Source organism: Embleya sp. NPDC005971, assembly GCF_040629175.1.
GTDB lineage: Bacteria > Actinomycetota > Actinomycetes > Streptomycetales > Streptomycetaceae > Embleya.
In genome coordinates this window covers 20,149-41,098 of the sequence record NZ_JBEXUX010000046.1, presented here as the reverse complement: position 1 = coordinate 41,098, position 20,950 = coordinate 20,149, and the positions used below count along the sequence as shown (strand labels likewise).

Annotated in this window: 17 protein-coding genes, 2 pseudogenes and 1 riboswitch; of the genes and pseudogenes, 12 read left to right on the top strand and 7 right to left on the bottom strand. The window is 72.8% G+C overall.

The features are described 5' to 3' along the window. Positions 1 to 24: 24 nt before the first annotated feature. Both ABZ374_RS32455 and ABZ374_RS32450 read right to left on the bottom strand, forming a co-directional pair. A complete protein-coding gene (locus ABZ374_RS32455; protein WP_360317877.1) occupies positions 25 to 684 on the bottom strand; it encodes a response regulator transcription factor in 660 nt (219 codons plus the stop codon). Next, a complete protein-coding gene (locus ABZ374_RS32450; protein WP_360317875.1) occupies positions 681 to 1,880 on the bottom strand; it encodes a sensor histidine kinase in 1,200 nt (399 codons plus the stop codon). The genes ABZ374_RS32455 and ABZ374_RS32450 overlap by 4 nt, the downstream gene beginning before the upstream one ends. A 342-nt stretch (positions 1,881 to 2,222) precedes the next feature. On the opposite strand from ABZ374_RS32450, the gene ABZ374_RS32445 reads away from it, so the two are divergent. Beyond that, entirely contained in the window at positions 2,223 to 4,781 is a 2,559-nt protein-coding gene (locus ABZ374_RS32445) for an FtsX-like permease family protein (protein WP_360317872.1), read from the top strand. An 80-nt stretch (positions 4,782 to 4,861) separates the two neighbouring features. Next, a complete protein-coding gene (locus tag ABZ374_RS32440) occupies positions 4,862 to 5,581 on the top strand; it encodes a hypothetical protein (protein ID WP_360317990.1) in 720 nt (239 codons plus the stop codon). 42 nt (positions 5,582 to 5,623) lie between these two features. Here the strand turns inward: ABZ374_RS32440 and ABZ374_RS32435 are convergent. Next, positions 5,624 to 5,740, bottom strand: a pseudogene (locus ABZ374_RS32435) (DUF2975 domain-containing protein); the annotation flags it as partial. 141 nt (positions 5,741 to 5,881) lie between these two features. Continuing rightward, positions 5,882 to 6,107, top strand: a riboswitch (cobalamin riboswitch). A gap of 107 nt (positions 6,108 to 6,214) precedes the next feature. On the opposite strand from ABZ374_RS32435, the gene ABZ374_RS32430 reads away from it, so the two are divergent. The 9 genes and pseudogenes from ABZ374_RS32430 to ABZ374_RS32390 all read left to right on the top strand — a co-directional run bounded on the left by ABZ374_RS32430 (position 6,215) and on the right by ABZ374_RS32390 (position 14,681). After that, on the top strand, positions 6,215 to 7,186 hold the full coding sequence (locus ABZ374_RS32430; protein ID WP_360317870.1) for an ABC transporter substrate-binding protein: 972 nt from the start codon (positions 6,215 to 6,217) through the stop codon (positions 7,184 to 7,186). After that, positions 7,183 to 7,896: pseudogene (locus ABZ374_RS32425) on the top strand (iron chelate uptake ABC transporter family permease subunit); the annotation flags it as partial. The gene ABZ374_RS32430 and the pseudogene ABZ374_RS32425, both read left to right, overlap by 4 nt. Before the next feature lie 40 nt (positions 7,897 to 7,936). Next, entirely contained in the window at positions 7,937 to 8,272 is a 336-nt protein-coding gene (locus tag ABZ374_RS32420) for an iron ABC transporter permease (protein WP_360317984.1), read from the top strand. Further along, positions 8,218 to 9,084, top strand: coding sequence for an ABC transporter ATP-binding protein (locus tag ABZ374_RS32415; RefSeq protein WP_360317981.1), 867 nt, complete (start codon positions 8,218 to 8,220; stop codon positions 9,082 to 9,084). Before ABZ374_RS32420 ends, ABZ374_RS32415 begins: the two co-directional genes overlap by 55 nt. Further along, entirely contained in the window at positions 9,081 to 9,833 is a 753-nt protein-coding gene (locus ABZ374_RS32410; RefSeq protein WP_360317867.1) for a (2Fe-2S) ferredoxin domain-containing protein, read from the top strand. Before ABZ374_RS32415 ends, ABZ374_RS32410 begins: the two co-directional genes overlap by 4 nt. 740 nt (positions 9,834 to 10,573) lie before the next feature. Continuing rightward, on the top strand, positions 10,574 to 11,158 hold the full coding sequence (locus ABZ374_RS32405; RefSeq protein ID WP_360317864.1) for a snapalysin family zinc-dependent metalloprotease: 585 nt from the start codon (positions 10,574 to 10,576) through the stop codon (positions 11,156 to 11,158). Positions 11,159 to 11,705: 547 nt separating this feature from the next. Beyond that, a complete protein-coding gene (locus ABZ374_RS32400; protein ID WP_360317861.1) occupies positions 11,706 to 12,665 on the top strand; it encodes a helix-turn-helix domain-containing protein in 960 nt (319 codons plus the stop codon). A gap of 147 nt (positions 12,666 to 12,812) precedes the next feature. Continuing rightward, positions 12,813 to 14,258: an aldehyde dehydrogenase family protein gene (locus tag ABZ374_RS32395; RefSeq protein WP_360317858.1), complete on the top strand. Its 1,446-nt coding sequence runs from the start codon at positions 12,813 to 12,815 to the stop codon at positions 14,256 to 14,258. A 36-nt stretch (positions 14,259 to 14,294) separates the two neighbouring features. Then, complete coding sequence (locus ABZ374_RS32390) at positions 14,295 to 14,681, top strand: nuclear transport factor 2 family protein (protein ID WP_360317856.1); 387 nt, start codon at positions 14,295 to 14,297, stop codon at positions 14,679 to 14,681. Between the two features lie 1,017 nt (positions 14,682 to 15,698). Here ABZ374_RS32390 and ABZ374_RS32385 read toward each other — a convergent pair. From ABZ374_RS32385 to ABZ374_RS32370, 4 genes are all read right to left on the bottom strand, one after another. After that, positions 15,699 to 15,866: a hypothetical protein gene (locus ABZ374_RS32385; RefSeq protein WP_360317853.1), complete on the bottom strand. Its 168-nt coding sequence runs from the start codon at positions 15,864 to 15,866 to the stop codon at positions 15,699 to 15,701. A 336-nt stretch (positions 15,867 to 16,202) separates the two neighbouring features. After that, the gene (locus ABZ374_RS32380; RefSeq protein WP_360317851.1) at positions 16,203 to 17,153 is read right to left on the bottom strand and encodes a metallophosphoesterase; all 951 of its coding nucleotides are present in this window, start codon (positions 17,151 to 17,153) and stop codon (positions 16,203 to 16,205) included. After that, a complete protein-coding gene (locus ABZ374_RS32375) occupies positions 17,150 to 17,839 on the bottom strand; it encodes an HAD hydrolase-like protein (protein WP_360317849.1) in 690 nt (229 codons plus the stop codon). Before ABZ374_RS32375 ends, ABZ374_RS32380 begins: the two co-directional genes overlap by 4 nt. Positions 17,840 to 17,847: 8 nt before the next feature. Beyond that, a complete protein-coding gene (locus ABZ374_RS32370) occupies positions 17,848 to 18,717 on the bottom strand; it encodes a MurR/RpiR family transcriptional regulator (RefSeq protein WP_360317847.1) in 870 nt (289 codons plus the stop codon). Positions 18,718 to 18,796: 79 nt separating this feature from the next. On the opposite strand from ABZ374_RS32370, the gene ABZ374_RS32365 reads away from it, so the two are divergent. Continuing rightward, complete coding sequence (locus ABZ374_RS32365) at positions 18,797 to 19,636, top strand: MgtC/SapB family protein (protein ID WP_360317845.1); 840 nt, start codon at positions 18,797 to 18,799, stop codon at positions 19,634 to 19,636. Positions 19,637 to 20,950 lie beyond the last annotated feature (1,314 nt).

Sequence of the window (20,950 nt, the reverse complement as noted above, 5' to 3'; positions counted from 1 at the left end):
CTCGCTCCTCGACCGCCGGTGCGTTCAACTCATCAACCCGCCTTCATAGGCGGCGATCACCAACTGGGCCCGATCACGCGCGTCGAGCTTCAGCAGCAGCCGGCTGACGTGGGTCTTGGTCGTGGACAACGACAGGTGCAGCCGCTCGGCGATCTCGGCATTGGACCGGCCACGCGCCACCTCGTGCAACACCTCGCGCTCCCGATCGGTGATGCCGCCGAGCAGCGCCGGAGCACGCACCGCGGCGAGCGGGCGCTGCGCGAACTCCTCGATCAGGCGCCGGGTGACGCCGGGCGAGAGCAGACCGTCCCCGGCCGCGACCACCCGGATCGCGGCGAGCAGGTCGGCGGGCGGGGTGTCCTTGAGCAGGAAACCGCTGGCCCCCGCGCGCAGTGCGGCAAACACGTACTCGTCCAGGTCGAACGTGGTCAGCACCAGCACCCGGGTGGTCGGCGGTTGCGGGCCCTCGGCGAGTACCTGCCGGGTCGCCTCGATGCCGTCCACCTCCGGCATCTGAATGTCCATCAGGACCACGTCCGGTCGTTCGCGCCGGATCAACTCGACGGCCTGCGCCCCGTTCGCGGCCTCGCCCACCACGGTCAGTTCGGGGTCGGACTCGACCAGGACCCGAAAGCCCGCCCGGACCAGCGCCTGGTCGTCGGCGACCAACACCCGGATGTTCATCCGCCCGCCCCCAGCGGCAGCCGGGCGACCACCCGGAATCCGCCCCGGATGCCCGGGCCGGCCTGGAACTCGCCGTCGTAGAGCGCGACCCGCTCGCGCATGCCCACCAGGCCGTGGCCCACGGCCGGTCCCGGCAGGTCGGCGATCGGGCCGACACCCTCGTCGGTGATCTCGATCCGCACGTCGCCGGCGCCGTAGTGGATGCGCACGTCGCCGCACTCGGTCCCGGCATGCTTGACCACGTTGGTCAGGGCCTCCTGGATGATCCGGTACGCGGCGCGGTCCATCCCGGCGGGCAACTCGCGCGGGGTGCCCTCGACTCGGACCGCGACCCGCAGGCCGGCCCGGCCGGTCTTCTCCACCAGAGCCGGCACGTCGGCGAGACCGGGCGCCGCGTGGAAGGTCGACGGGTCGTCGGCCGGCGCCTTCTCCTCGCGCAACACACCGAGCAGCGCCCGCAGTTCGCGCAGTGCCGAGCGGCTGGTGGTCTCGATCGCGGCGAGCGCCTTGGCCGCCTCGTCCGGTCGGTTGCCGCTCACGTGGTGGCCGACGCCGGCCTGCACCGCGATCACGCTCATGCTGTGCGCGACCACGTCGTGCATCTCCCGGGCGATCCGCAGCCGCTCCTCGATCAGCGTGCGGCGTGCCTGCTCCGCCTGTGCCCGGGCCCGTCGTTCGGCCTGCTCGCGCAGGCCCGCGTTGTACGCCCGTTGTTTGCCCACGGTCACCCCGATCACCCAGAAGGCCAGCAGCGGCCCGATCTCCGCCGGCAGCCAGCCGGTCAGGTAGGACCAGGTCGACTCGTCGGACCCGGCCAGGCGCGGGGCGATGCCCACCATCAGCGCCGCCGTGCCCACCAGCACGCCCGATCGCCGCGGTGGTTGGGTCAGGCCCACCGTGTAGATCACGAAGATCAGCGGGATCAGCGGCGACTTCGCGTAGCCGTGCGTGGCCATGGTCGCGTATCCCACGCAGCAGAGCCCGAAGGCCGGCAGCGGAGCCGGTCGGCGCACCAACACGGCCGCGGCCAGCGCGATCACGACCGGGACGAACAGCGCCGGCGGCAGGCCGCGTTCGTCCAGACGCCGCGGGTCCGGGCTGACCACGACCGTGACGAAGACGGCGGCGATCGCGTCCAGCGTGACCAGGTGACGCAGGGTCAGGCGCTGGGTGAGGGGCGGTCGGCTGTGTTCCACGGACAGACGGTAGTTCGCCCCCGCTCGACCGCGCGTCCCCCCGGGGAGGGACCTTCCGGCATCGGTCGCACGACCGATGCCGCAGGCGGACCCGGACCGGGCGACCCGGTCCCGCCCGGGGGTCGCGAGCCGGACGCGCGCGAACGGGTGGCGGCGGGAGCGTTGCGGCACCGGGACCGCGTCGACGCGGTCCGCTTCGAGTGAGGACGGTCATGAAACACCGCACACCGGCGCCGGCCCCGGGCGCACCGGGGCACACCACCCGAGCCGACCGCGTGGGCCCGGGCCCGGTCGAATCGGCCGCGCGGGCCCCTCGGTTCCGGATCGGGCGGGGGTGAGCGCATGTTGCGGACAACCCTGCGCGGGTTCCTGGCACATCGCGGTCGGCTGCTGCTGTCCGGTCTCGCGGTGCTGCTGTCGGTGGCGTTCGTGACGGGCACGCTGGTGCTCGCCGATACGACGTCCCGGGCCGCGACGGATCTGGCGGCGGACGGCGCGGCCGATGTGACGGTGCGTGCGCCGGATCCGGACAGCGACGCCGGGCTGCGCTCGGCCGCGCCCGGTGGGCTGCCGACCCTGCCGGCCGGCGTGCTCGAGGCGGTCCGGCGGGTGCCGGGGGTGGCTGCCGCCCATCCGGTGATCGAGGTGCACAACGTGGCCGTGGTGGCGCGCGGCGATCAGCGGGTGGAGGGCACGGCGGGCGGCCGGACCGTGGCCGGGAACCGGCTTCCCGATCCGGGCTCGCCCGTCCGGTTGACCTCGGGCCGGGAGCCGCACGGCCCCAGTGAGGTGGTGCTCGACGCGAGTTCGTCGCGGCGGGCTCACCTGAGGCTCGGTGATCGGGTCCGGATCGTCGCGGTGCCCGGCGGCTTCGAGGCGGTGATCGTGGGCATCGCGACGTTTCGCGCCCTCGATCCCGGATATCCCGCGGTCTTCCTGGACACCGACGCCGCCCGCTCCCGGCTCCTGGGTGTGCCGGACGTGCTGACCTCGGTACGGGTGGACGCGGCGGCCGGTGTCGCCGACACCGAATTGGCCCGGCGCGTGAGCGACGCCCTGGGCGCGAGCGCGAGCGCGCAGGTGCGCACTCGGGCCCAACTCGCCGCCGCGGAGGCGGACGAGGCGGGTGCCGGTGTCGAGTTTGTACGTACGGCGATGCTCGGCTTCGCGGGCGTCTCGCTGCTGGTGGCCGGCTTTCTGATCGTCAACACGTTCTCCATGCTTGTCGCCCGCCGCACCCGGGAGCTGGGGCTGCTGCGAGCGCTGGGCGCCAGCCGTGGCCAGGTCCGTCGCTCGGTCCAGGTCGAGGCGCTGCCGCTCGCCACGATCGGCTCGACTCTGGGCCTGGCCACGGGTATCGGCCTGGCCGCGCTGGTGCGTGAGGCGATCGGCGGCGCGGGCGTGGGCCCGGCCGACGCCCCGTTGGCGATCACCGCCCGCACGCCGATCGCGGCCTACCTGGTCGGCGTACTGGGCACCCTGCTCGCCGCCGCCGTGCCCGCCGCCCGGGCGAGCCGGGTCGCGCCGATGGCGGCGCTGCGCGAGGCGGCGGGTCCCGCGACCACCCGTCCCGCCCGGCGGCGCACCGTGATCGGCGCGGGGATCGGCGCGGCCGGCGTCCTGGCGGCCGTGGTCGGCGGGGCGCTTGCGATCGTGGGGGTCGTACTGAGCCTGGTGGCCGTGATCGTGCTCGGCCCGCTGCTGGTGCGCACGGTGATCCCGGTGCTCGCGCGGCTCACCGGCCGGCGCGGCGCCGGCATCGATCGACTCGGGCGGGAGAACCTGGTGCGCGACCCCCGACGTACCTCGGCCACCGCCGCCGCACTGGCGATCGGCGTGGCCGTGGTCGCGGCCACCGCGGTGGTCGCCGCGTCCGCGAGTGCGTCAATGGATGCCCGGATCGATCGCACCCTCGGGTCCGACATCACGGTTCAGAGCAGCAAGGGCGACGCCCCGCTGACCGCGGAGGTGGTCGAGGCCGTCCGCCGGGCGCCGGGTGTGGGCCGGGTGATCCGGCTGCGCGAGGCCCGGGTCGAGGTGGTAACCGACGGCGGATCCCGAAACGCGTGGGTACAGGGCGCCGATCCGGACCTGCCCGCGGTCCTGCGGCAGCGGTCGCCGACCGGAGTGCTGCTGCCGGCGCCGCCTCCGGGCACGATCAGCCTGGGCGCCGGATACGCGGCCGGCCTGCGGCTGTCCGTCGGCAGCCCGGTGCGTCTGCGCGGCCCCGTCGGCGCCGAGGCCACCGTGACGGTCGGTGCGCTGCGGGCGCCGGACCCGGCGGGTCGGTCGATCGGCCGTCGGGACGCACCGCTGACCGACCTGGACACGCCGGCCCGGATCGCGCCGGGCGCGCAGGAGGCGATGATCTTCGTCGACGCCGCGCCGGGCACCGAGCGAGCCGCGCTGAAGGCGAGCCTGGCCCGGGCCCTGGCACCGTTCCCCCAGGCCGCGGCCCGCGACCGGGAGGAGTACAAGAACGTGATCCGGGCCGGAATCGACGGGGTGCTCGACCTGGTCTACGCGCTGCTCGGGTTGGCGATCCTGATCGCCGCCCTGGGCGTGGTCAACACGCTCACCCTGTCGGTGCTCGAACGCACCCGGGAGATCGGCCTGTTGCGGGCGATCGGCACCTCGCACGGGCAGATCCGGCGCATGGTCCGGGCCGAATCGGTGGCACTGTCGGCGTACGGCACGCTCCTGGGACTGCTGCTGGGCGTCGGCTGGGGAGTGACCGCCCGGCGCGGACTGGCCGATCAGGGCCTGGAGGTGCTCGCCGTCCCGTGGTCGACGCTCGCCGTGATCGCAGCCGGATCCGCAGTGGTGGGTGTGCTCGCGGCGCTGCTCCCCGCACGCCGGGCGGCACGGATCCCGGTCCTCACCGCGATCGGGGCACAGTAGTGCGACGCCGACTCCGGTCCGCCGCCGCACTCGTGCCCACGAGCTCGTGCTCGCCGACTCCGATCAGGACGGGAACTCCCATGTGGCCCAAGCGTTCACCATCTTTCGCCGGCCGCGCACTCGGTCGCCCGGTGCGCCTGTGCGTGCTCACCGGCCTCCTGCTGGGCGGATCCGCGTGTGCCGAACCGGACTCGCCGTCTCAGGCAACCACCCGCCGGGCGCAGTACACCATCGACGCGCCGCTCACCCGGCTCGTGATCGTCGGCGGAGCGGGCCGGGTGCAGGTGGTTCAGGGCGGGCCCGGGTCGGTGCGGGTCACCGAGATCAAGCATTTCGGCACCGCCGAACCCGCAACCGAACACGTGTCGGCCGAGGGCACGCTCACGCTGCGGCACACCGTGAGCGGCAGCGCGCAGGTCTCCTACGAGGTGAGGGTGCCGCCGGGGCTCGCGGTCCGGGTCGGCACCACCTCGGGGCAGGTCATGCTGACCGGCCTGTCCGGCGATCTGGACGCGCGGACGGCACAAGGCGGCATCCGCGGCGAGCGGTTGACCACGCGTACGGTCGTCGCCCGGGCCGACCGGGACGCGGTGGACCTGTCCTTCGCCGCGCCGCCCGATCGGGTCGACGCCGAAGGCGACAACGCCCGGGTCAGGCTGCCGGCCGGCACCGTCTACGCGACGGACGCGAGCAGCGAGCACGGCTCGGTCAAGGTCGACGTGGCCCGGGATCCGGCCGCACCGCACCGGGTGCGGGTGCATGCCACGTCCGGCGAGGCGGACATCCTCCACACGCGGTAGCGCCGCCCCGTGCGGCTCCGGGCGATGCGCCGGATGGGGGAGTATCACCTCCTCCGACTCGGCCCGCATCCGGGCCGCTTGGACGTCGCGCGCGACGGCCTGGGCAAGCAGCATCCGCAGCACGAGCCCGACGAGCGCAACCCCCAGGACGGCCATGCCCCGTAGGCGACCTCCGCCGCAGGGACCCACCTTCGGATCCATCCGCGTCTCCACCCGTTGTTCCACCCGCGGGTCCAGGCGCGGAGCGGGTTGCCGGTCCCGAGAGGACCCGGCCGGCGTCGGTGGGCGTGAGCGCCGACGAGGCACGACGAGCGGTTTGGTAGCCTATCGCCGCCGTGGTGTACGGGAAGCCGGTCGAATGCCGGCGCGGCCCTCGCCACTGTAGCCGCGGAGTCTCGCGGCCCTCGCCGACCGCTCCCACAGCGGTCGGGGTCACTGGGTGGATCGGGAACGAGCCAACCGGGAAGGCCGGCTGCGGAACGTCGATGCGGAAGCCAGGAGACCGGCCACGGCGCGACATGTTCCACGAGGGTTGGAGAACACATGCCCCGCGCTGCCCTGCGCCCGTTTCGATTCGAACGTTTCATACCTCCGGCGCGCGCCCCGCGTTCCACGCGCTCCGGCCTCGCTGTCGTGGCGATCCTGCTCGTCGGCGCGCTCGGCGCGTGCACGGGTGCGCCCGAGGCCGACAAGCCCGCCGCGGCGGCCGGGAGCAGCCACTCGACGCCGGTGAGCGTGAGCAGGTGCGGCGTCACCACCACCGTGACGTCACCGCCGGCCCGGTTGGTCACCCTCAACCAGGGCGCCACCGAAGTCGCCCTGGCTCTCGATCTACAGACCCGGATGGCCGGGACGGCGTACCTCGACGACGCGGTCCCGGCGCGATGGAAGGCGGCCTACGACACCGTCCCGGTGCTCTCCGAGAAGTATCCGTCCAAGGAGAAACTCCTCGCGGCGCGCCCGGATTTCCTCTACGCCTCCTACTCCAGCGCCTTCACCGACAAGGTGGCGGGCACGCGGGACGAACTGGGTTCCCAGGGCATCACCACCTACCTGTCGCCGTTGGGGTGCGCCGACAGCAAGCAGCAGGCGTCGGCGTCCTTCCAGACGGTGTGGGACGAACTGGGCGATGTCGCCGAGGTGTTCGGTGTCGCACAGCGCGCCGCCGCCATCCGGGACGCGCAGAAGCGGCAACTTGCCGAAGTCACGGCCAAGTCGGCGGGCAAGGGCCTGAACGTGCTCTGGTACGACTCGGGTACCAAAACCCCGTACGTCGGCGCGGGCCACGGCGGACCCCAGCTCGTGCTCGACGCCGTCGGCGCCCGCAACGTCTTCGACACGCTGGCCGGTGGCTGGAAGACCACGAGTTGGGAGCAGGTGGTCGCGGCGGACCCGGACGCCATCGTGCTCGCGGACGCCGGTTGGGACACCGCACAGTCCAAGATCGACTACCTCGAACACGACCCCGTGCTGAACAAGCTCAAGGCCGTCCAGCGCCGTGCGTACGTGGTCGTGCCGTTCTCCGAGTCGACCCCCGGCGTGCTGCTCGCCGACGGTGCCGTCCGGGTATCGGCCGGCCTGGGCAACCTGACCCCGCGTCCGTGACCGTGACGGATCGTCCCGCCGCACGGCTCGCCGGCGCGAGCCGTGCGGCGGTGGCCCTGGCCGTCGCCGCCGTACTGCTGTTGTCCACCGTGCTGCTCGGCCTCGCCGTGGGATCGGTCCACGAGCCGCCGCACGTCGTGGCCGACGTGGTGCTGCGCCGACTCGGTCTCGGTGGCTCCGACGTCACGGCGCTGGACGACCGGATCATCTGGCAACTGCGGCTGCCCCGCGTCCTGGGGGCCGCCGCGACGGGCGCGGGACTCGCGGTGTGCGGCGCGGTGTTGCAGACCCTGACCGGCAACGACCTGGCCGACCCCTACCTGCTCGGGATCTCCAACGGCGCCGCCGTCGGCGCGGTCACCGTGATCGTACTCGGTGTCGGAGTCTCCGGCACCGCGGTGATCGGCGCGCTCCCGGCCGCCGCCTTCGTCGGTGCCCTGCTCGCCGTCCTGGTCGTGCTGACCCTCGCCGGTGCGCACAGCCGGACCCTGCCGGCCTCGCGGACCGTGCTGGCCGGCATCGCGGTGGGGCAGTTGTGCGGCGCGTACACCTCGTTCGTCGTGCTCGTCCTCGGCGACCGCAACGCCGCCCGCGGCGTCATGGAGTGGACGCTGGGCTCGGTGGCCGGGGTGCGGTGGAACACGGCCGTCTTCCTGGTTGTGGTGGCCGTCCTCGGCACGGTGGCGATGGTCGCGGCCGCCCGGGACCTCGACGCGTTCGCGTTCGGCGAGACCGCGGCTCGTTCCGTCGGTGTGCACGTCGAACGCACCCTGCTGGGCCCTGATCGCCGCGGCGGCGCTGGTGACCGCATGTCTGGTCGCCAATACCGGCGTCATCGGGTTCGTGGGTCTGGTCGTGCCGCACGTCGTCCGCCTGGTGTGCGGCCCGCGCCATGCCCTCCTGCTGCCCATGTCCGCACTCGTGGGCGCGTCGCTGCTCGTGGGCAGCGACATCGTGGCGCGCTCGGTGCTCCCGGAGCAGGAGATCCCCGTCGGCGTCGTCACCGCCGGGCTCGGAGCGCCGTTCTTCGCATGGTTGTTGTGGCGCCAGGCGGCCGGCAGGTCGGCCGGGGGGAGTCGGCCGTGATCGTCGTGAACCCGGCGGCGCCGGCCGCCGAACACGTCGGCGTGCGCGTCGACGGCGCCACGTTGTTGACGGACGTGACGGTCGGCTTCGCCCTCGGTCGGGTGACGGGCCTGCTCGGGCCGAACGGCGCCGGCAAGACGACGCTGCTGCGGGCCCTGGCCGGGCTGCGCCGGCCGCAGACGGGCCGAGTCCTCCTCGACGGCGAGGACCTGTACAGCCTCACGGCCCGCCGACGCGCGCGCCGGGTGGCCTTCATGGAACAGCAGGCCGACACCGCGCTGCCGCTGACGGCCCGCCAGGTCATCGACCTGGGGCGCACGCCGCACCGCGGCCGGTGGCCCGTGCTGCCCGGCCTCGCGACCGCACACGAGCAGGCCGTGCTCGCCGAGGCCGCCGCCGCCACCGATGTCGGCGCGCTGCTCGACAGGACCTGGTCGTCCCTGTCCGGCGGCGAGCGCCAGCGCGTGCAACTCGCGCGCGCCCTGGTCCAGGAACCGGAGGTGCTCCTGCTCGACGAGCCCACCAACCACCTCGACCTGCGCTACCAACTCGGCTTCCTCGACACCGTGCGCGGGCTCGGTATCACCACCGTCGCGGCTCTGCACGACCTCGAACTCGCCGCCGCCTACTGCGACGACGTCGCCGTGCTGCTCGAAGGCCGGCTGGTGGCCCATGGGCCCGTCGCCGAGGTGCTCACCTCCGCCACGATCGCGCGCGTCTACGGCGTCGACGCGACCGTGGAGCGGCACCCCCTGCACCACCGACCGCACATCCGATGGAACGGCTTGCTTTCCGAGGGGATCGAGTCATGAGCCAAGACCGTGCGGGATCCTCCGCAGGGCCTGCTTCGGGCCGTACGACGGTCCTGGTCGGCATGTCCGGCACGGAGGTCGATCGCCGGGCCGAGCTGTGCACGGCCGCCGTGTCGTGTCACGCCACGACGGCGTTCCTGCAACTGGGTGAGCCGTCCCTGTCGGCCGAGCTGACCAGGCTGGCCGACGCGGGCGCGGAGACCGTCGTCCTGATCGGGGTCCGCCTCGGCGCGTCCGGTCCGGGCCACTCCTGGCTGCGGCGGATCGCGGCCTACTGGTGGCGCGAGCGCGCCGGCCATCGCCCCGTGCTGCTCGTCGCCGCCCGGCTCGTCGACTCGGCGGATGGCGTGGCCGATGCCGTGGCATCCGCCGAACCGATCACCGGCGAGGAACCCGGTCTCACCTCTCCGGTCTGGGAGGAGGTCACCGGCCACCGACACCAGGTGATGGTGTGCCGCGGGCCGCGCTGCACGGCCAAGGGCGCGGACGACACCCAGCGTTCGCTGATACGGCAACTCAGGGAGCACGGGCTCGGCGACGACGACGTCCTCGTCACGCAGACGGGGTGCCAGTTCCCCTGCAACCAGGCTCCGCTGGTCAGCGTGCAGCCCGACGACGTCTGGTACGGGCACGTGGACCCGGCGGCGATCACCGCGATCGTGACCGACCATCTCGTCGGCGGCCGGCCGATCACGACGCATCGCCTCCCACGGCGCAGGAAGGAGCCGGCAAACCGGCCGGAAGACTGACCCGTCCGCCCGGTGACACGGATGCCCCGACGGCCGACGGAGTCGCTCGTGCCCGCCCCCTCCGCGCAGCGCTGCCACAGCGGAGGCGCGGGCGGAGGCGGCGCGGGAGACGACGTCATGCCGTCGGGGACACCCGGCAGCGAGCGGGTGGTTGCGCACGCAGCGATCGGATCGCCGAAGGCGACCGCGGGGGCCGGCTTCTCGCGTTGTTCGTGATTGCGGGACTCGGAGCCGGTGCGATGCGCGTCGACCCACGCGGCGGACCGCCCCCGGTTTCGCCAAGGACGATTTCACCTTCGACCGGCAACACCGCACCGCGACCTGTCCCTGCGGCGTCACCGGTTCCGATTTCCCACGACGTTCGGGCACGGTTTTCCCACGACGTTCGGGCACGGTCGTCGGCCGTGTGCGAGGTCGCGCCTGGTCGAAGTCGTGACAAATCTCCGGCCCGTAGCCCTGGGTTCGCGCCACACGCTGCCACCTTCCGCACGCGTGCGGCGGTGGCCGAGGTCTCGTGTCGGTGAGGCGGCCGGGGGCTCGCGACCTGCGGTGCGATTCGGCGCGACAGGCGTCCGGCCGAGCGGCCTCTTCGCTCCTGCGTGGACGTTATGGCCGACTGGTATGCCTGCGAACCCACGGGCACGCACATACTCCCAAAGACGAACACGAGTCGACAGGTCGCCGACAACCCAGGGACCTGTGCTCTCCCCGCCACGGACAAATCCAGCGGAAGGACGCTTATGCCCCACTCCAAGTGGTTCGCGGCAGTCGGGACCGCCGCGGTCGTCACCATGGTCATGGTGCCTGCGGAGCAAGCCGCCTCCGCGCCGTCCAACGCCGCCCCGAACAGCGTTTCGGCGGCGACGACCCTCTACTATGACGACTCCCGAGCCGGTGGCTGGGAAGCGGCCATCGCGGCCGGAGTCGCCACCTGGAACGCGAACGTCACCAACGTGAAGCTGGCGAAGGCGCCGTCCGGTACTCGTGCCCAGATTCGGATCATCGCCACCAACGGTTGGCCGCAGGCAAGCCTGGGCCCTGTCCGCCCGGGTGGACAGGGATGGGTGGAACTCGGCAGCCAGGCGGTCGCCCAAGGCTACGACAAGACCCGCATAGCGGCCCATGAGATCGGCCACAACCTGGGCCTCCCGGACACCAAACCAGGTCCGTGCTCCAAGCTGATGTCAGGCTCCAGCGCGGGAGTCGCCTGTAGGAACCCCGTCCCCGACGCGGCCGAGCGGTCCCGCGTCGAGTCCGCCTACGGCGGCCGTGCCGCCGCCGCGCAGACCCCGGCCGACGGTCGGGTGATGGTCGACGTGCCCTGAGGTCCGACGACGAACGCGTCCGCCGATCGCAACGCCCGACCCGCGCACCGGTCTCGGGTCGGCCGCGAACCACCGGAGGGCGCGGGGCAGCCACATGAGATGTGTGTACCACCGGGGACGACCACGCCCGGCAACGGTTTCGCCCCGCATCGACGCGGTCGCCCCGCCATTGCCGCCGGTACGCCCGACGCCCGACCCGCCACGGCGAGGCGATGCGCCGCGGCCGGTGGTATCGACACCCCGGCCGCGGCGACACCCACCCCGTGTCCAGCGCATGTCTCGGCGACGGACCGTTCCGGGAAGCAGCCGCAGCCGGAACCAACGCGCGGCATTCCCCGGCGCACCAAGCCATGCCGAGCCACACCGAGCCGCACCGGGCAACACCGGGCCGCACCGGGCCGCACCAAGCCGTGCCGAGCAACACCAAGCCACACCACCGGTCGTCGCCGCCCCGCCCTCGGCCGGCGATGCCCCGCCGATCTGGCGCGCGATACCAGTCGGCGGACACAATGACCGCGTACCGAGACATCGGAAGGCTTGGCGGGGCATGGAATTCGTGGTCACGACGGACGGCCTGCGCGGCGCCGACCGCTTCGAGTACTGGCGATCGGCCGTCTCCGAAACCTTCGTCCCGCTGCGCGCCGAGCCGGCGCACAACTCCGGGCGGCCGTTCCGGGGCCGGATGCGGTCCATGGAGCTGGGCGCGCTACAGATCACCGAGGTCTCGGCGAATGCTCACGCGGTACACCGGACCCCTCGCTTGATCACGGCGTCCGGTGGCGAGTACTTCAAGCTGGGCCTCCAACTCTCCGGAGCATGCGTGCTGAGCCAGGACGGCCGGGAAGTGGCGCTCGCGGCCGGTGACTTCGCGATCTACGACACCACCCGCCCGTACAGCCTGTCCTTCGGGGCGGAATACCGCCAACTGGTGGTGATGTTGCCGCGGCCCCTGCTGCGCGTCCCGTTGCGGGAGATGGGCCGGGCCACCGCCCGGCGGCTGTCCGGGCAGCGCGGCTTCGGTGCCCTCGCGGTGAGCCTGTTGCGGGAACTTCCGCAGCACCACGCGGAGTTCGAAGGGGCCGAGCTGCACCGACTGGCGGATACGGTGAGCGATCTGGTGGCCGGTCTGGTCACGGCCCGGTTCGACCCGGTCGCGTCCGCCGGCGGGACGGGCCGAGGGGTGTCGATCACCACGATCCGGGCCTATATCGAGGACCGGCTCGGCGATCCCGGCCTGGGCCCGGAACGGGTGGCCGCCGCGCACTACGTCTCCACCCGTCATCTGCACCGGCTCTTCCAGGAGGAGGGGACGACCGTGTCCGGCTGGATACGGCATCGCCGACTGGAGCACTGCCGCCGCGAGTTGGGCGATCCCACCTTCCGGGAACGCCCGGTCGGGGCCGTCGCCGCCCGCTGGGGCCTGACGGACGCGGCCCGATTCAGCCGCACGTTCCGCCGCGCGTACGGATGCAGCCCGCGCGAGTATCGGGCGACGGCGCTCGGATGAGGCGTCGCGTGGGCGGCCGGAACGCGGACCGGGCCGGCGCCCACGGACAAGTACCGGGCGCCCAAAGACAAGAAGACCCGGCCCCCGAAGGGAGATCCTCGCTCCGGGAGGCGCGCGTCGGACGCGCCGTGACACCAGGGCGGCGGCATGGCGAAGGGCCGGCTTCTCATCGGCGGAACGTGGACGGCGGCGGCGGACGGTGCGGAGTTCCCCGCGCACGACCCGGCGAACGGTGCGCTGCTCGGTCGGCTGGCCGCGGCCGGTCGGTCGGACGTGGACGCCGCCGTCGATGCGGCGAGGGCCGCCCTCGGCGATCCGGCCTGGGCGCGGATCACCGCGGCCGAACGGGCCCGCCTACTGTGGCGCATCGCCGACCTGATCGAGCGCGACGCCGCCGAGTTGGCCGAGTTGGAGACCCGTGACCAGGGTCAGCCGCTGGGGGTGGCGCGCGCGGTGAGCGTGGCGGGAGCCGCCGAGCACTTCCGCTATTACGCGGGGTGGGTGACCAAGATCCAGGGGTCGGTCGCCCCGGTGTCCTTTCCCGACACCCTGCACTACACCCGGCGCGAACCGGTCGGCGTCTGCGCGCTGATCACCCCGTGGAACTTCCCGCTGATGATCGCGGCCTGGAAGATCGCGCCCGCGCTGGCCTGCGGCAATACGGTGATCCTGAAGCCCGCCGAGCAGACCTCGCTGACCTCGGTACACCTGATCCGGCTCTGCCAGGAGGCGGGACTGCCCGCCGGGGTGGTCAACCTGCTCACCGGCGGCCCGCAGACCGGACAGGCGCTGGTCGCCCACCGGGGGGTGGACAAGGTCTCGTTCACCGGCTCCACCGCGGTGGGCCGGGAGATCGCCCGGACGAGCGCCGACGACCTCAAGCGGGTCACGCTCGAACTGGGCGGCAAAGCCCCCAGCGTCATCGCCCGCGACGCGGACATCGACGCCGCCGTGGCGGGCAACCTCCAAGGCGCGCTGCTGAACAGCGGTCAGGTGTGCGCGGCGTACTCCCGGTTCTACGTGGACCGCGCCCGCGCTGCGGAGTTCACCGACAAGCTCGCCGCGGCCGTCACCGCGCTCCGACTGGGCCCGGGACTGGCCGCCGGGACCGACCTCGGCCCCCTGGTCAGCGAGGAGCACCTGAACCGGGTGGAGTCCATGGTCGCCGCGGGCGTCGCCGAGGGCGCCGAGGTCGTCACCGGTGGCGGCCGGGCCGGCGGCGACCTGGCGCGGGGCAATTTCTACCGGCCCACCGTACTGGCCGGCGTCGGGGACACCATGTCCATCGCCCGCGACGAGGTGTTCGGCCCGGTGCTGCCGGTGCTCACCTACGAGGACGAGGACGAGCTGATCGCCCGCGCCAACGACACCGACTACGGGCTGGCCGCCGCGGTGTGGACCGCGGACCTGCGCACCGCGCACCGGCTGACGGCCGGCATCCGGGCCGGGGCGGTGTTCGTGAACATGCCGCCCATCCCCGACCCGGCGGCGCCCTGGGGCGGGTTTCGCAGCAGCGGCTGGGGACGGGAGATGGGCTCGTACGCCCTCGACGCGTTCACCGAAACCAAGGGCGTCTGGCTGCACCACGGCTGAGCGTCCCGCTTCGACGACGAAAGCCGGGTACCCGATATGACCTCCGTCCACTCTCACCCCGACCACGACGGCGTCCACGCCGCCGTCCTGTCCTATGTGCGCGCGGTGACCGCCGGGGACAGCGACGCCGTCCGGGCCGTCTTCCACCCCGACGCCCACATGTGGGGTTACCTCGGCGATGCGTTCGTCTCCGCGCCCATCGAGGCGTTCTGCGGGGTGGTGGCCGCCGAGTCCGGCGAGCGGCAATGGTCGGCGCAGTACTCCTGGGAAATCCGCTCCATCGAGGTGAACGGCGAGGTCGCGGTGGCGGTGTTGGAGGAATACGGCTACCAGGGCGCCGACTTCGTCAACCATTTCTCCCTGGTGCGTACGGACGGCCGATGGCTGATCGCCGGCAAGACGTTCCACAGCCCGGCCACGTGACGACCCGTCCATGGCCCCGAATCCCAGGGCGAGTTCGTGCCGGACATCGGGCGTTCTCGTCGTCGATTCGCGGCGGCGCGGCGGCGAGGGAGGTGGGCGGGCGAACAGGGGCGGAGCCGGTGGTCGGTGCACAGCACCCGGCGGTGCGGCGGCTCGGGTTCTTCCCGTCCGAGTCGACCTGAGGCCACGAGCGGATCAACGCCCGTACGTGGGCGGGCAGTACCCGGCGTCCGTCGGGAGGATCCACCGCGGTGACCACTTGTCCGGCGGACGAGCGCCCCCACCATCCGCTGCGCGCCGTTCCCTGCACGCCGGCCCATTACTTCGCGAAGGGGAACGCCCACCCCGGTTTCCGCACGAAACTGCAAAACCAGCCGCTCCGGCCCGTGCGGCGAAGCAGGCCGGCGGGGGTCCATTCGGATGGTTGCCGCGGACCGCGCGTACGGCGACCAGGACGGCCTTCGCTGTGAACTCGCCGACATCGTGGCGCCGTTCGCGATGGCGTCGAGGCTGCGGCGGGGGATCCGGGCACGCACCGACCGGGCCCACCTGGTATCTCGCCACCGACCCGCCCCACCCGGGGCGGAGTACGCCAGGACGAACGCCCGCCCCCCCGCACCCGACCTGACGGAAATCAGCCGCATTCATGGGATCCGTCATCGGATCGAGCAGAGCACCGGTTCGCCACCCGCCGGGATGATCGCCTGCATGCCGTCATCGTGCTCGACGGCCTGTCCCGAGGCCGGATTCGGCACCTCGGGCCCGTTCCCGGTCCTGCCCCTGGAGTGCTCGGTTGTGGACCGGGTCGGCGATCGTCGAGCGGACGGTGGGCGAACCGGTCGACGGCCTCGTGCCGCGGGCACGGTCGGCCGCCGCTCACCGACCCGACGCGGACACCGATGTGCCCGACAGCGAGTCTCGCCCGTAGGCCACTGCCTCGAATCAGCATCCAGGCTCCGGGACCGAATCACCCCACTCGCGTGGGGACTTCCACCCATGGGGGAGGGGCCCGCGGCGCTACTTCTTGGCTCGCTCCGTCTGCGCCGCCAGGTACCGCCCGTACAACTCGCGCCCCCCGATCACAACCAGCGGCGCCAGCCCGATCAAAACACCCACCCACGACGTGGACATGGCCAATACCACCACCAGCAACACGCACGCGACCACAGCCGTCGTCGTACTCACTTCGCCCCCTCACCACAGCCCTGATCACCCGTCAATCGCCGAACACTACGGCCTACCACCGGCCCACGTCACTCCCCAAGGTCCACGACCCCGCCGACGCTCGACGCAGTGTCGACTCCGCATCGTGACGCCGCCGCCTGTCGGCTACTCGAGGGACCATCGAGGACTCGATGTACACCCTGAGCAAAGGGAGTTCCCGATGACCGATGTGGCGATGACGACGACCGGGTCCCGCAACGTCGACGGCGGCGGGCCGAACTCGCGGAGAGGGCGGCCGAGCACGCCGGCGCCGGCGGGGTGCGTGCGCCGTCGCTGCCGCGTGGCCGGTGTGCCTGCTCAGGCGAGGGGCCTGCCGTGGTGGTCGCGGAGGCCTTCGAGGGTGACGTTGGCGATGTGGGGGCCGTCGGGTTCCATGGTGATGAGGGTGATGTGGTCGAAGTTGCCGTTGTCGCCTTCGGCTTTGACCCACAGGCCGCCGGTGGGGCCGAGGCGGATGTGGTCGCGGCCGTCGATGACGGCGTTCTTGTAGTTGTGGACGTGTCCGGCGAACATCGTGTACGGGCGGTCGCCGAGTGCGGCGCGGATGCGGTGGATGGCGGGGTGGCCTTCGCCTTGCCAGACGGGCTGGTGCATGAGGACGAACGTCCAGCGGACGTCGGCGTTTTCGCGGATGACGTTCTCGGCCCAGGCGATCTGGCCCTCGGAGACGCAGGCCATGGTCTGGTCGCCTTCCCAGTCGATCGACGTCTCGACGAGGCGGCGGAAGCCCTCCGGGTCGCGCTCGGCGTAGGCGTGCATTTCGGCCAGTGCTTCGAGTGCTTCGGGCGACTGCCGGACCGGGGGGTCCTGGGTGTCGAGGACGAGGAAGAGGACGTCCTTGTAGCGGAAGTGGTGGTGGAGTCGGCCGTACCTGCCGAGCCAATGCCGGCGGGCGAGGTCGTCGGACACGTCGTGGTTGCCCGGCACCAGGAAGAGCGGCATGTCCAAGGGCGCGACGATCCGGTCGAGTTCGGCCCACGCCTCGGCGAGGATGTCCTCGTCGTCGGTGTACCCCTCGATGAGGTCGCCGAGTTGGACGGTGAACGCGGGGCGCAGCAGGTTCAGGGCCGCGATGCCGCGTTCGAAGACGCCGGGGCGGGCGAGGCCGGTCCGGTCGGATATGAGTGCGAAGGTGAACTGCCGGGGGTCGTCGGCGATGTCGAGGTGCGTCCAGGGCCCCGGGGCAGGCGGCCGGCCGGGTGTGCCGGCTTCGTCGGGCGTGGCTCCGAGGGTCAGGTGCGGGTTCATGCCGGGGTTCCTCCGAGGGGTGCGGGTGTCTTGGCGTGCAGGGCGGTGACGACGCCGGGGAGTTGGTCGAGGTGGTCGACGACCGCGTCGGGCCGTACCGCCGCGAGGGCGTGGGCGGGGCGGTAGCCGCCGGTGACGGCGATGGCGAGGTATCCGGCGGCGCGGGCGCAGTGGATGTCGTACTCGGTGTCCCCGACGTAGTACGCCCGGGGGCGGGTGGGGCGTTGGCTCAGCAGGGCGGACGTCTTGGCGGCGACTCCGGCCAGGACGACGTCGAACCGGTCGTCGAGGCCGGTGTTTCGGATGTCGTCGGCAACGGCCGCGGCGCCCGCGGCGGAGACCACGCCCAGGCGTGCGCCGCAGGCGCGCAGGGTGTCGAGCATGCGGGCGGTGCCACGCCGGAGCGGCGCCGGTTCGGCGGCGAGGGCACGGTTCCAGTACTGCTCGGCGGCTTCGGGGTCGGCGGCGCCCAGGTCACGCAGGAACGCAGCCAGCGGCAGTTTCCACTTTGCGGGGAAGTCCTCGGCGGTCAGGCCGGGAAGGCCGCGGTGGGTGAGAACGGCGTTGGTGGCGCGCAGGGCGCGGTCGGTGTCGGCGACCAGGGTGCCGTTCCAGTCGAACAGCACGAGGGTGTCGGTGAGATCGAGGCGCGGCGGGGCCGCCGGGTGGTGCGCGGTGGGAGGCATGCGGGTCCTCAGTAGCGGTGTTCGGTCAGGAGGTCTTCCGTCGCCGCGAGCGCGTCGCGGGCGGGGGCGTGGCGCAGCGCGACCGTGACGTACAAGGCGTCGAGCAGGGCCAGGTGCACCAGGCGGCTGCTCATCGCCTCGACGCGGTACGCGGTCTCGCTGCTGCCCGCGACCAGTACCAGGTCCGCGGCGTCGGCGATCGGCGCGCCGGCGAAGCTGGTCAGCACTGCGGTGCTCGCCCCGACCGTCCGCGCGGTCCGCACGGCGGCGATGGTCTCGCGGGTCGCGCCGGTGTGACTGATCGCGAAGCACACGTCGCCCGGCCGCAGCGTGCGGGCGCTGACGTGCTGAAGGTGCGTGTCGCCGGGGAAGACCGCGTCCAGGCCGAGTGTGGTCAGCCGGTACGCCGCGTCTGCGGCCAGGGGCGCGGACGTACCCACCGCCGCGAACAGGATCCGCCGCGCCCCCAGCAGCGCGTCCGCCACGGCCTCGACCATGGCCGCGTCGACGGCGCGGACCGCGTCGTCGAGGGCGCGCGCCGAGCCGGACAGCACCTTGCGGGCGATCTGCCCCGCGTCGTCGCCCGGCGCCACGTCCTCGGCCAGGCGCCGGTGGGTCGGCGCGGTCTCGCGGGCGAGGGCGAGCTTGAGGTCGTGGAAGCCGCGCAGCCCCAGCTTCTGACAGAACCGCGCGACCGTGCCCACCGACGACTGCGACGCGGCGGCCAGGTCGCTCACCGACATCTGCACCACCTCGGCCGGGGTTTCGGCCACCGTCCGGGCGACCCGCTGCTCGGCGGTCGACAGGCCGGAAGCCCGGCGCACCAGCTCACGCAGCGGCGGGGAGTCGGCGGGAACCGTTGTGGAAGGATCATCCATAGAGACATGATTATCTGGAATATTCTTCCGGTGCAAGAGTCGACCGAGGCAGGTGCGCATGGGCGCGACGATCACCGCAATGTCAGCGATACCCGGGCCCGACCCGGGCTCGGGCCTCCACCACGGCGCCGGGTGGCCACAACTGTGGGAGATCCTTTTGGCGTTCGTACTGTCCAGCGCCATCGGCGTCGAACGCGAGATCCGCAACAAAAGCGCGGGCCTGCGCACCCACGCACTCGTCGGCGTCGGGACCGCGCTGTTCGTCGAGGTCTCCAAGTACGGCTTCGCCGACGTCCTGCCGCCAGGCGCTCAGGGCTACGACCCGTCCCGTATCGCCGCGCAGATCGTCTCCGGCATCGGCTTCCTGGGCGGCGGCCTGATCTTCGTACGCCGCGACAGCGTCAGCGGCCTGACCACCGCAGCCGTCGTCTGGCTCACCTGCGCGGTCGGCATGGCCTGCGCCGCCGGCCTCCCCCTGTACGCTCTCGCCGTCACCGCGCTGCACTTCGTCGTCGTCTTCGGCTACACGCCACTGATCCGGCGCTTCACCGACACCGGCCACCGGATCGCCGAGCTACGCCTGACCTACCTGCCCGCGCGCGGCGTACTGCCCCGAATCCTGGTCGCCGCCGTCGCCCACGGATTCCACGTCACCGATGTCACCGTCCACAACCGCGACCACGACCCCGCCGCGGCCGCCGCCCGCGACCCCGTCGACCGCATCCGCGGGCGCGTCACCCACGTCGTCCTCCACCTCGAAGCACCCCCCAGACGACGAACCGAGCGACGCACCGAACAACCCGCCGAGCCCCAGGCCCTCATCGCCGAACTCGCCGAACTCGACGGCATCCTCACCGTCGCCGCAGGGCCCACCGGCCCCACGCGCGACACGCGCGACTCGCCACCCACCGCAGCATGACCCCTGGCCGAGCGCGCTCGGCCGGGCCGACATCCGGCAGCTCACCCAGACCGGCCAGGCCGCGATCACCGCGGCCGGCGCCCCGTACCGATAGACGTCCACGGCCCTGTCGGTGTCGTTCACGATGTCGAGTGCGCCCGGTGGCGAGGAGTTGGTGCAGCCGGTGGGGTTTTCGTGGCCCACGTCGTCGATGATCAGCGGCCCGAGGCGGCGTGGGCCGAGGCTGCGGTTGCCAGGGTCGTCATCGTCGCGGCGGCCCAGGCGGTCGGGATGTGCGCGATACGGCGCATGGGTTCCTCCGGGCTCGCGGCCGCCTCGGGTGAGATCCGTGCCTTGGCGGGGCCCTTCGCGTCGGGCGTGGTCTCGGACCAGGCGACTCCTCGGTGTGGCCGGCTCGCTGCCGACTCGTGTGGATCATGTCATGACGGATGGTCACCGCACCATCACTCCCGACGAACGCCCCGCCCCCGCAGGGCGGTTGATCGGCAGGTGACCCCGCTCCCGCGCCCCGCGAACCCGGTCGCGGCGCCGATCGGCGTCAACGCCCGCACGGCCCCCTCCGCACCCGCCGCGACCACCGCTCACGACCACCGCGTCCCCGGCACCGTCGGCGCCTCGACCCGCTCCGCCGGCCGCGCGGCCCGCCGCATGGACGCCGGGGACGGTTTCGGGAAGATCGTGAACGTCAACTCGGGTCTGTGTCTGGAGCCCTACGGCACTGCCGACGGCTCGGTCGTCCGGCAGTGGAATTGTGACGACAGTGGCGAGCAGAAGGGATCACGCTCACGGCACCCACCGGCGGCGGCTGGAAGATGTACAGCGTGGAGGCGGGCCTGAAGGCCCTCGAGATCCGACACGACTCCAAGGAGCCGGGGGCACAGGCCAACATCTGGACCTCCAACTCCTCCGCGACACAGAGTTGGTTCCTCTGACCCAGGGGCGACCCCACGCCGGCGGGCACCTGCCGGGCTCGCGGCCGGCGACGCCCTCGGGACACGGCCGGGTCCCGGGGGCGCCTGCCCCCGTGTGGCCGGCGAAGTACAGCACCAGCGTGCCCGTGCAGTCCCTCCCCGCGTTCACGATCGCGTTCCGGACGTCGGTGGCGGTCGCGGCCGAGCCGAGCACCGTGATGCGGTCGTGGGGCAGTCCCCACACCCGGGGATCGCACAGCAACTCGGCCGGTCGCCGGACTCCCGCGGCCACGGCGGGCAACGACTCCAGGTCCGTGTAGGTGTCCACACCGATCAGGACGGCCCGTCCGGTCCTCGGGTCAGGGACCGACACCGTCCCCGTCCCGTTCCGACGCCCTCGTCG

Bases quoted from the DNA above. Each gene is read 5' to 3' on its own strand.
- ABZ374_RS32455 (WP_360317877.1), bottom strand. From the start codon at position 684: ATGAACATCCGGGTGTTGGTCGCCGACGACCAGGCGCTGGTCCGGGCG.
- ABZ374_RS32445 (WP_360317872.1), top strand. From the start codon at position 2,223: ATGTTGCGGACAACCCTGCGCGGGTTCCTGGCACATCGCGGTCGGCTG.
- ABZ374_RS32440 (WP_360317990.1), top strand. From the start codon at position 4,862: ATGTGGCCCAAGCGTTCACCATCTTTCGCCGGCCGCGCACTCGGTCGC.
- ABZ374_RS32415 (WP_360317981.1), top strand. From the start codon at position 8,218: ATGGTTGTTGTGGCGCCAGGCGGCCGGCAGGTCGGCCGGGGGGAGTCG.
- ABZ374_RS32410 (WP_360317867.1), top strand. From the start codon at position 9,081: ATGAGCCAAGACCGTGCGGGATCCTCCGCAGGGCCTGCTTCGGGCCGT.
- ABZ374_RS32405 (WP_360317864.1), top strand. From the start codon at position 10,574: ATGCCCCACTCCAAGTGGTTCGCGGCAGTCGGGACCGCCGCGGTCGTC.
- ABZ374_RS32400 (WP_360317861.1), top strand. From the start codon at position 11,706: ATGGAATTCGTGGTCACGACGGACGGCCTGCGCGGCGCCGACCGCTTC.
- ABZ374_RS32395 (WP_360317858.1), top strand. From the start codon at position 12,813: ATGGCGAAGGGCCGGCTTCTCATCGGCGGAACGTGGACGGCGGCGGCG.
- ABZ374_RS32390 (WP_360317856.1), top strand. From the start codon at position 14,295: ATGACCTCCGTCCACTCTCACCCCGACCACGACGGCGTCCACGCCGCC.
- ABZ374_RS32380 (WP_360317851.1), bottom strand. From the start codon at position 17,153: ATGAACCCGCACCTGACCCTCGGAGCCACGCCCGACGAAGCCGGCACA.
- ABZ374_RS32375 (WP_360317849.1), bottom strand. From the start codon at position 17,839: ATGCCTCCCACCGCGCACCACCCGGCGGCCCCGCCGCGCCTCGATCTC.
- ABZ374_RS32370 (WP_360317847.1), bottom strand. From the start codon at position 18,717: ATGGATGATCCTTCCACAACGGTTCCCGCCGACTCCCCGCCGCTGCGT.
- ABZ374_RS32365 (WP_360317845.1), top strand. From the start codon at position 18,797: ATGTCAGCGATACCCGGGCCCGACCCGGGCTCGGGCCTCCACCACGGC.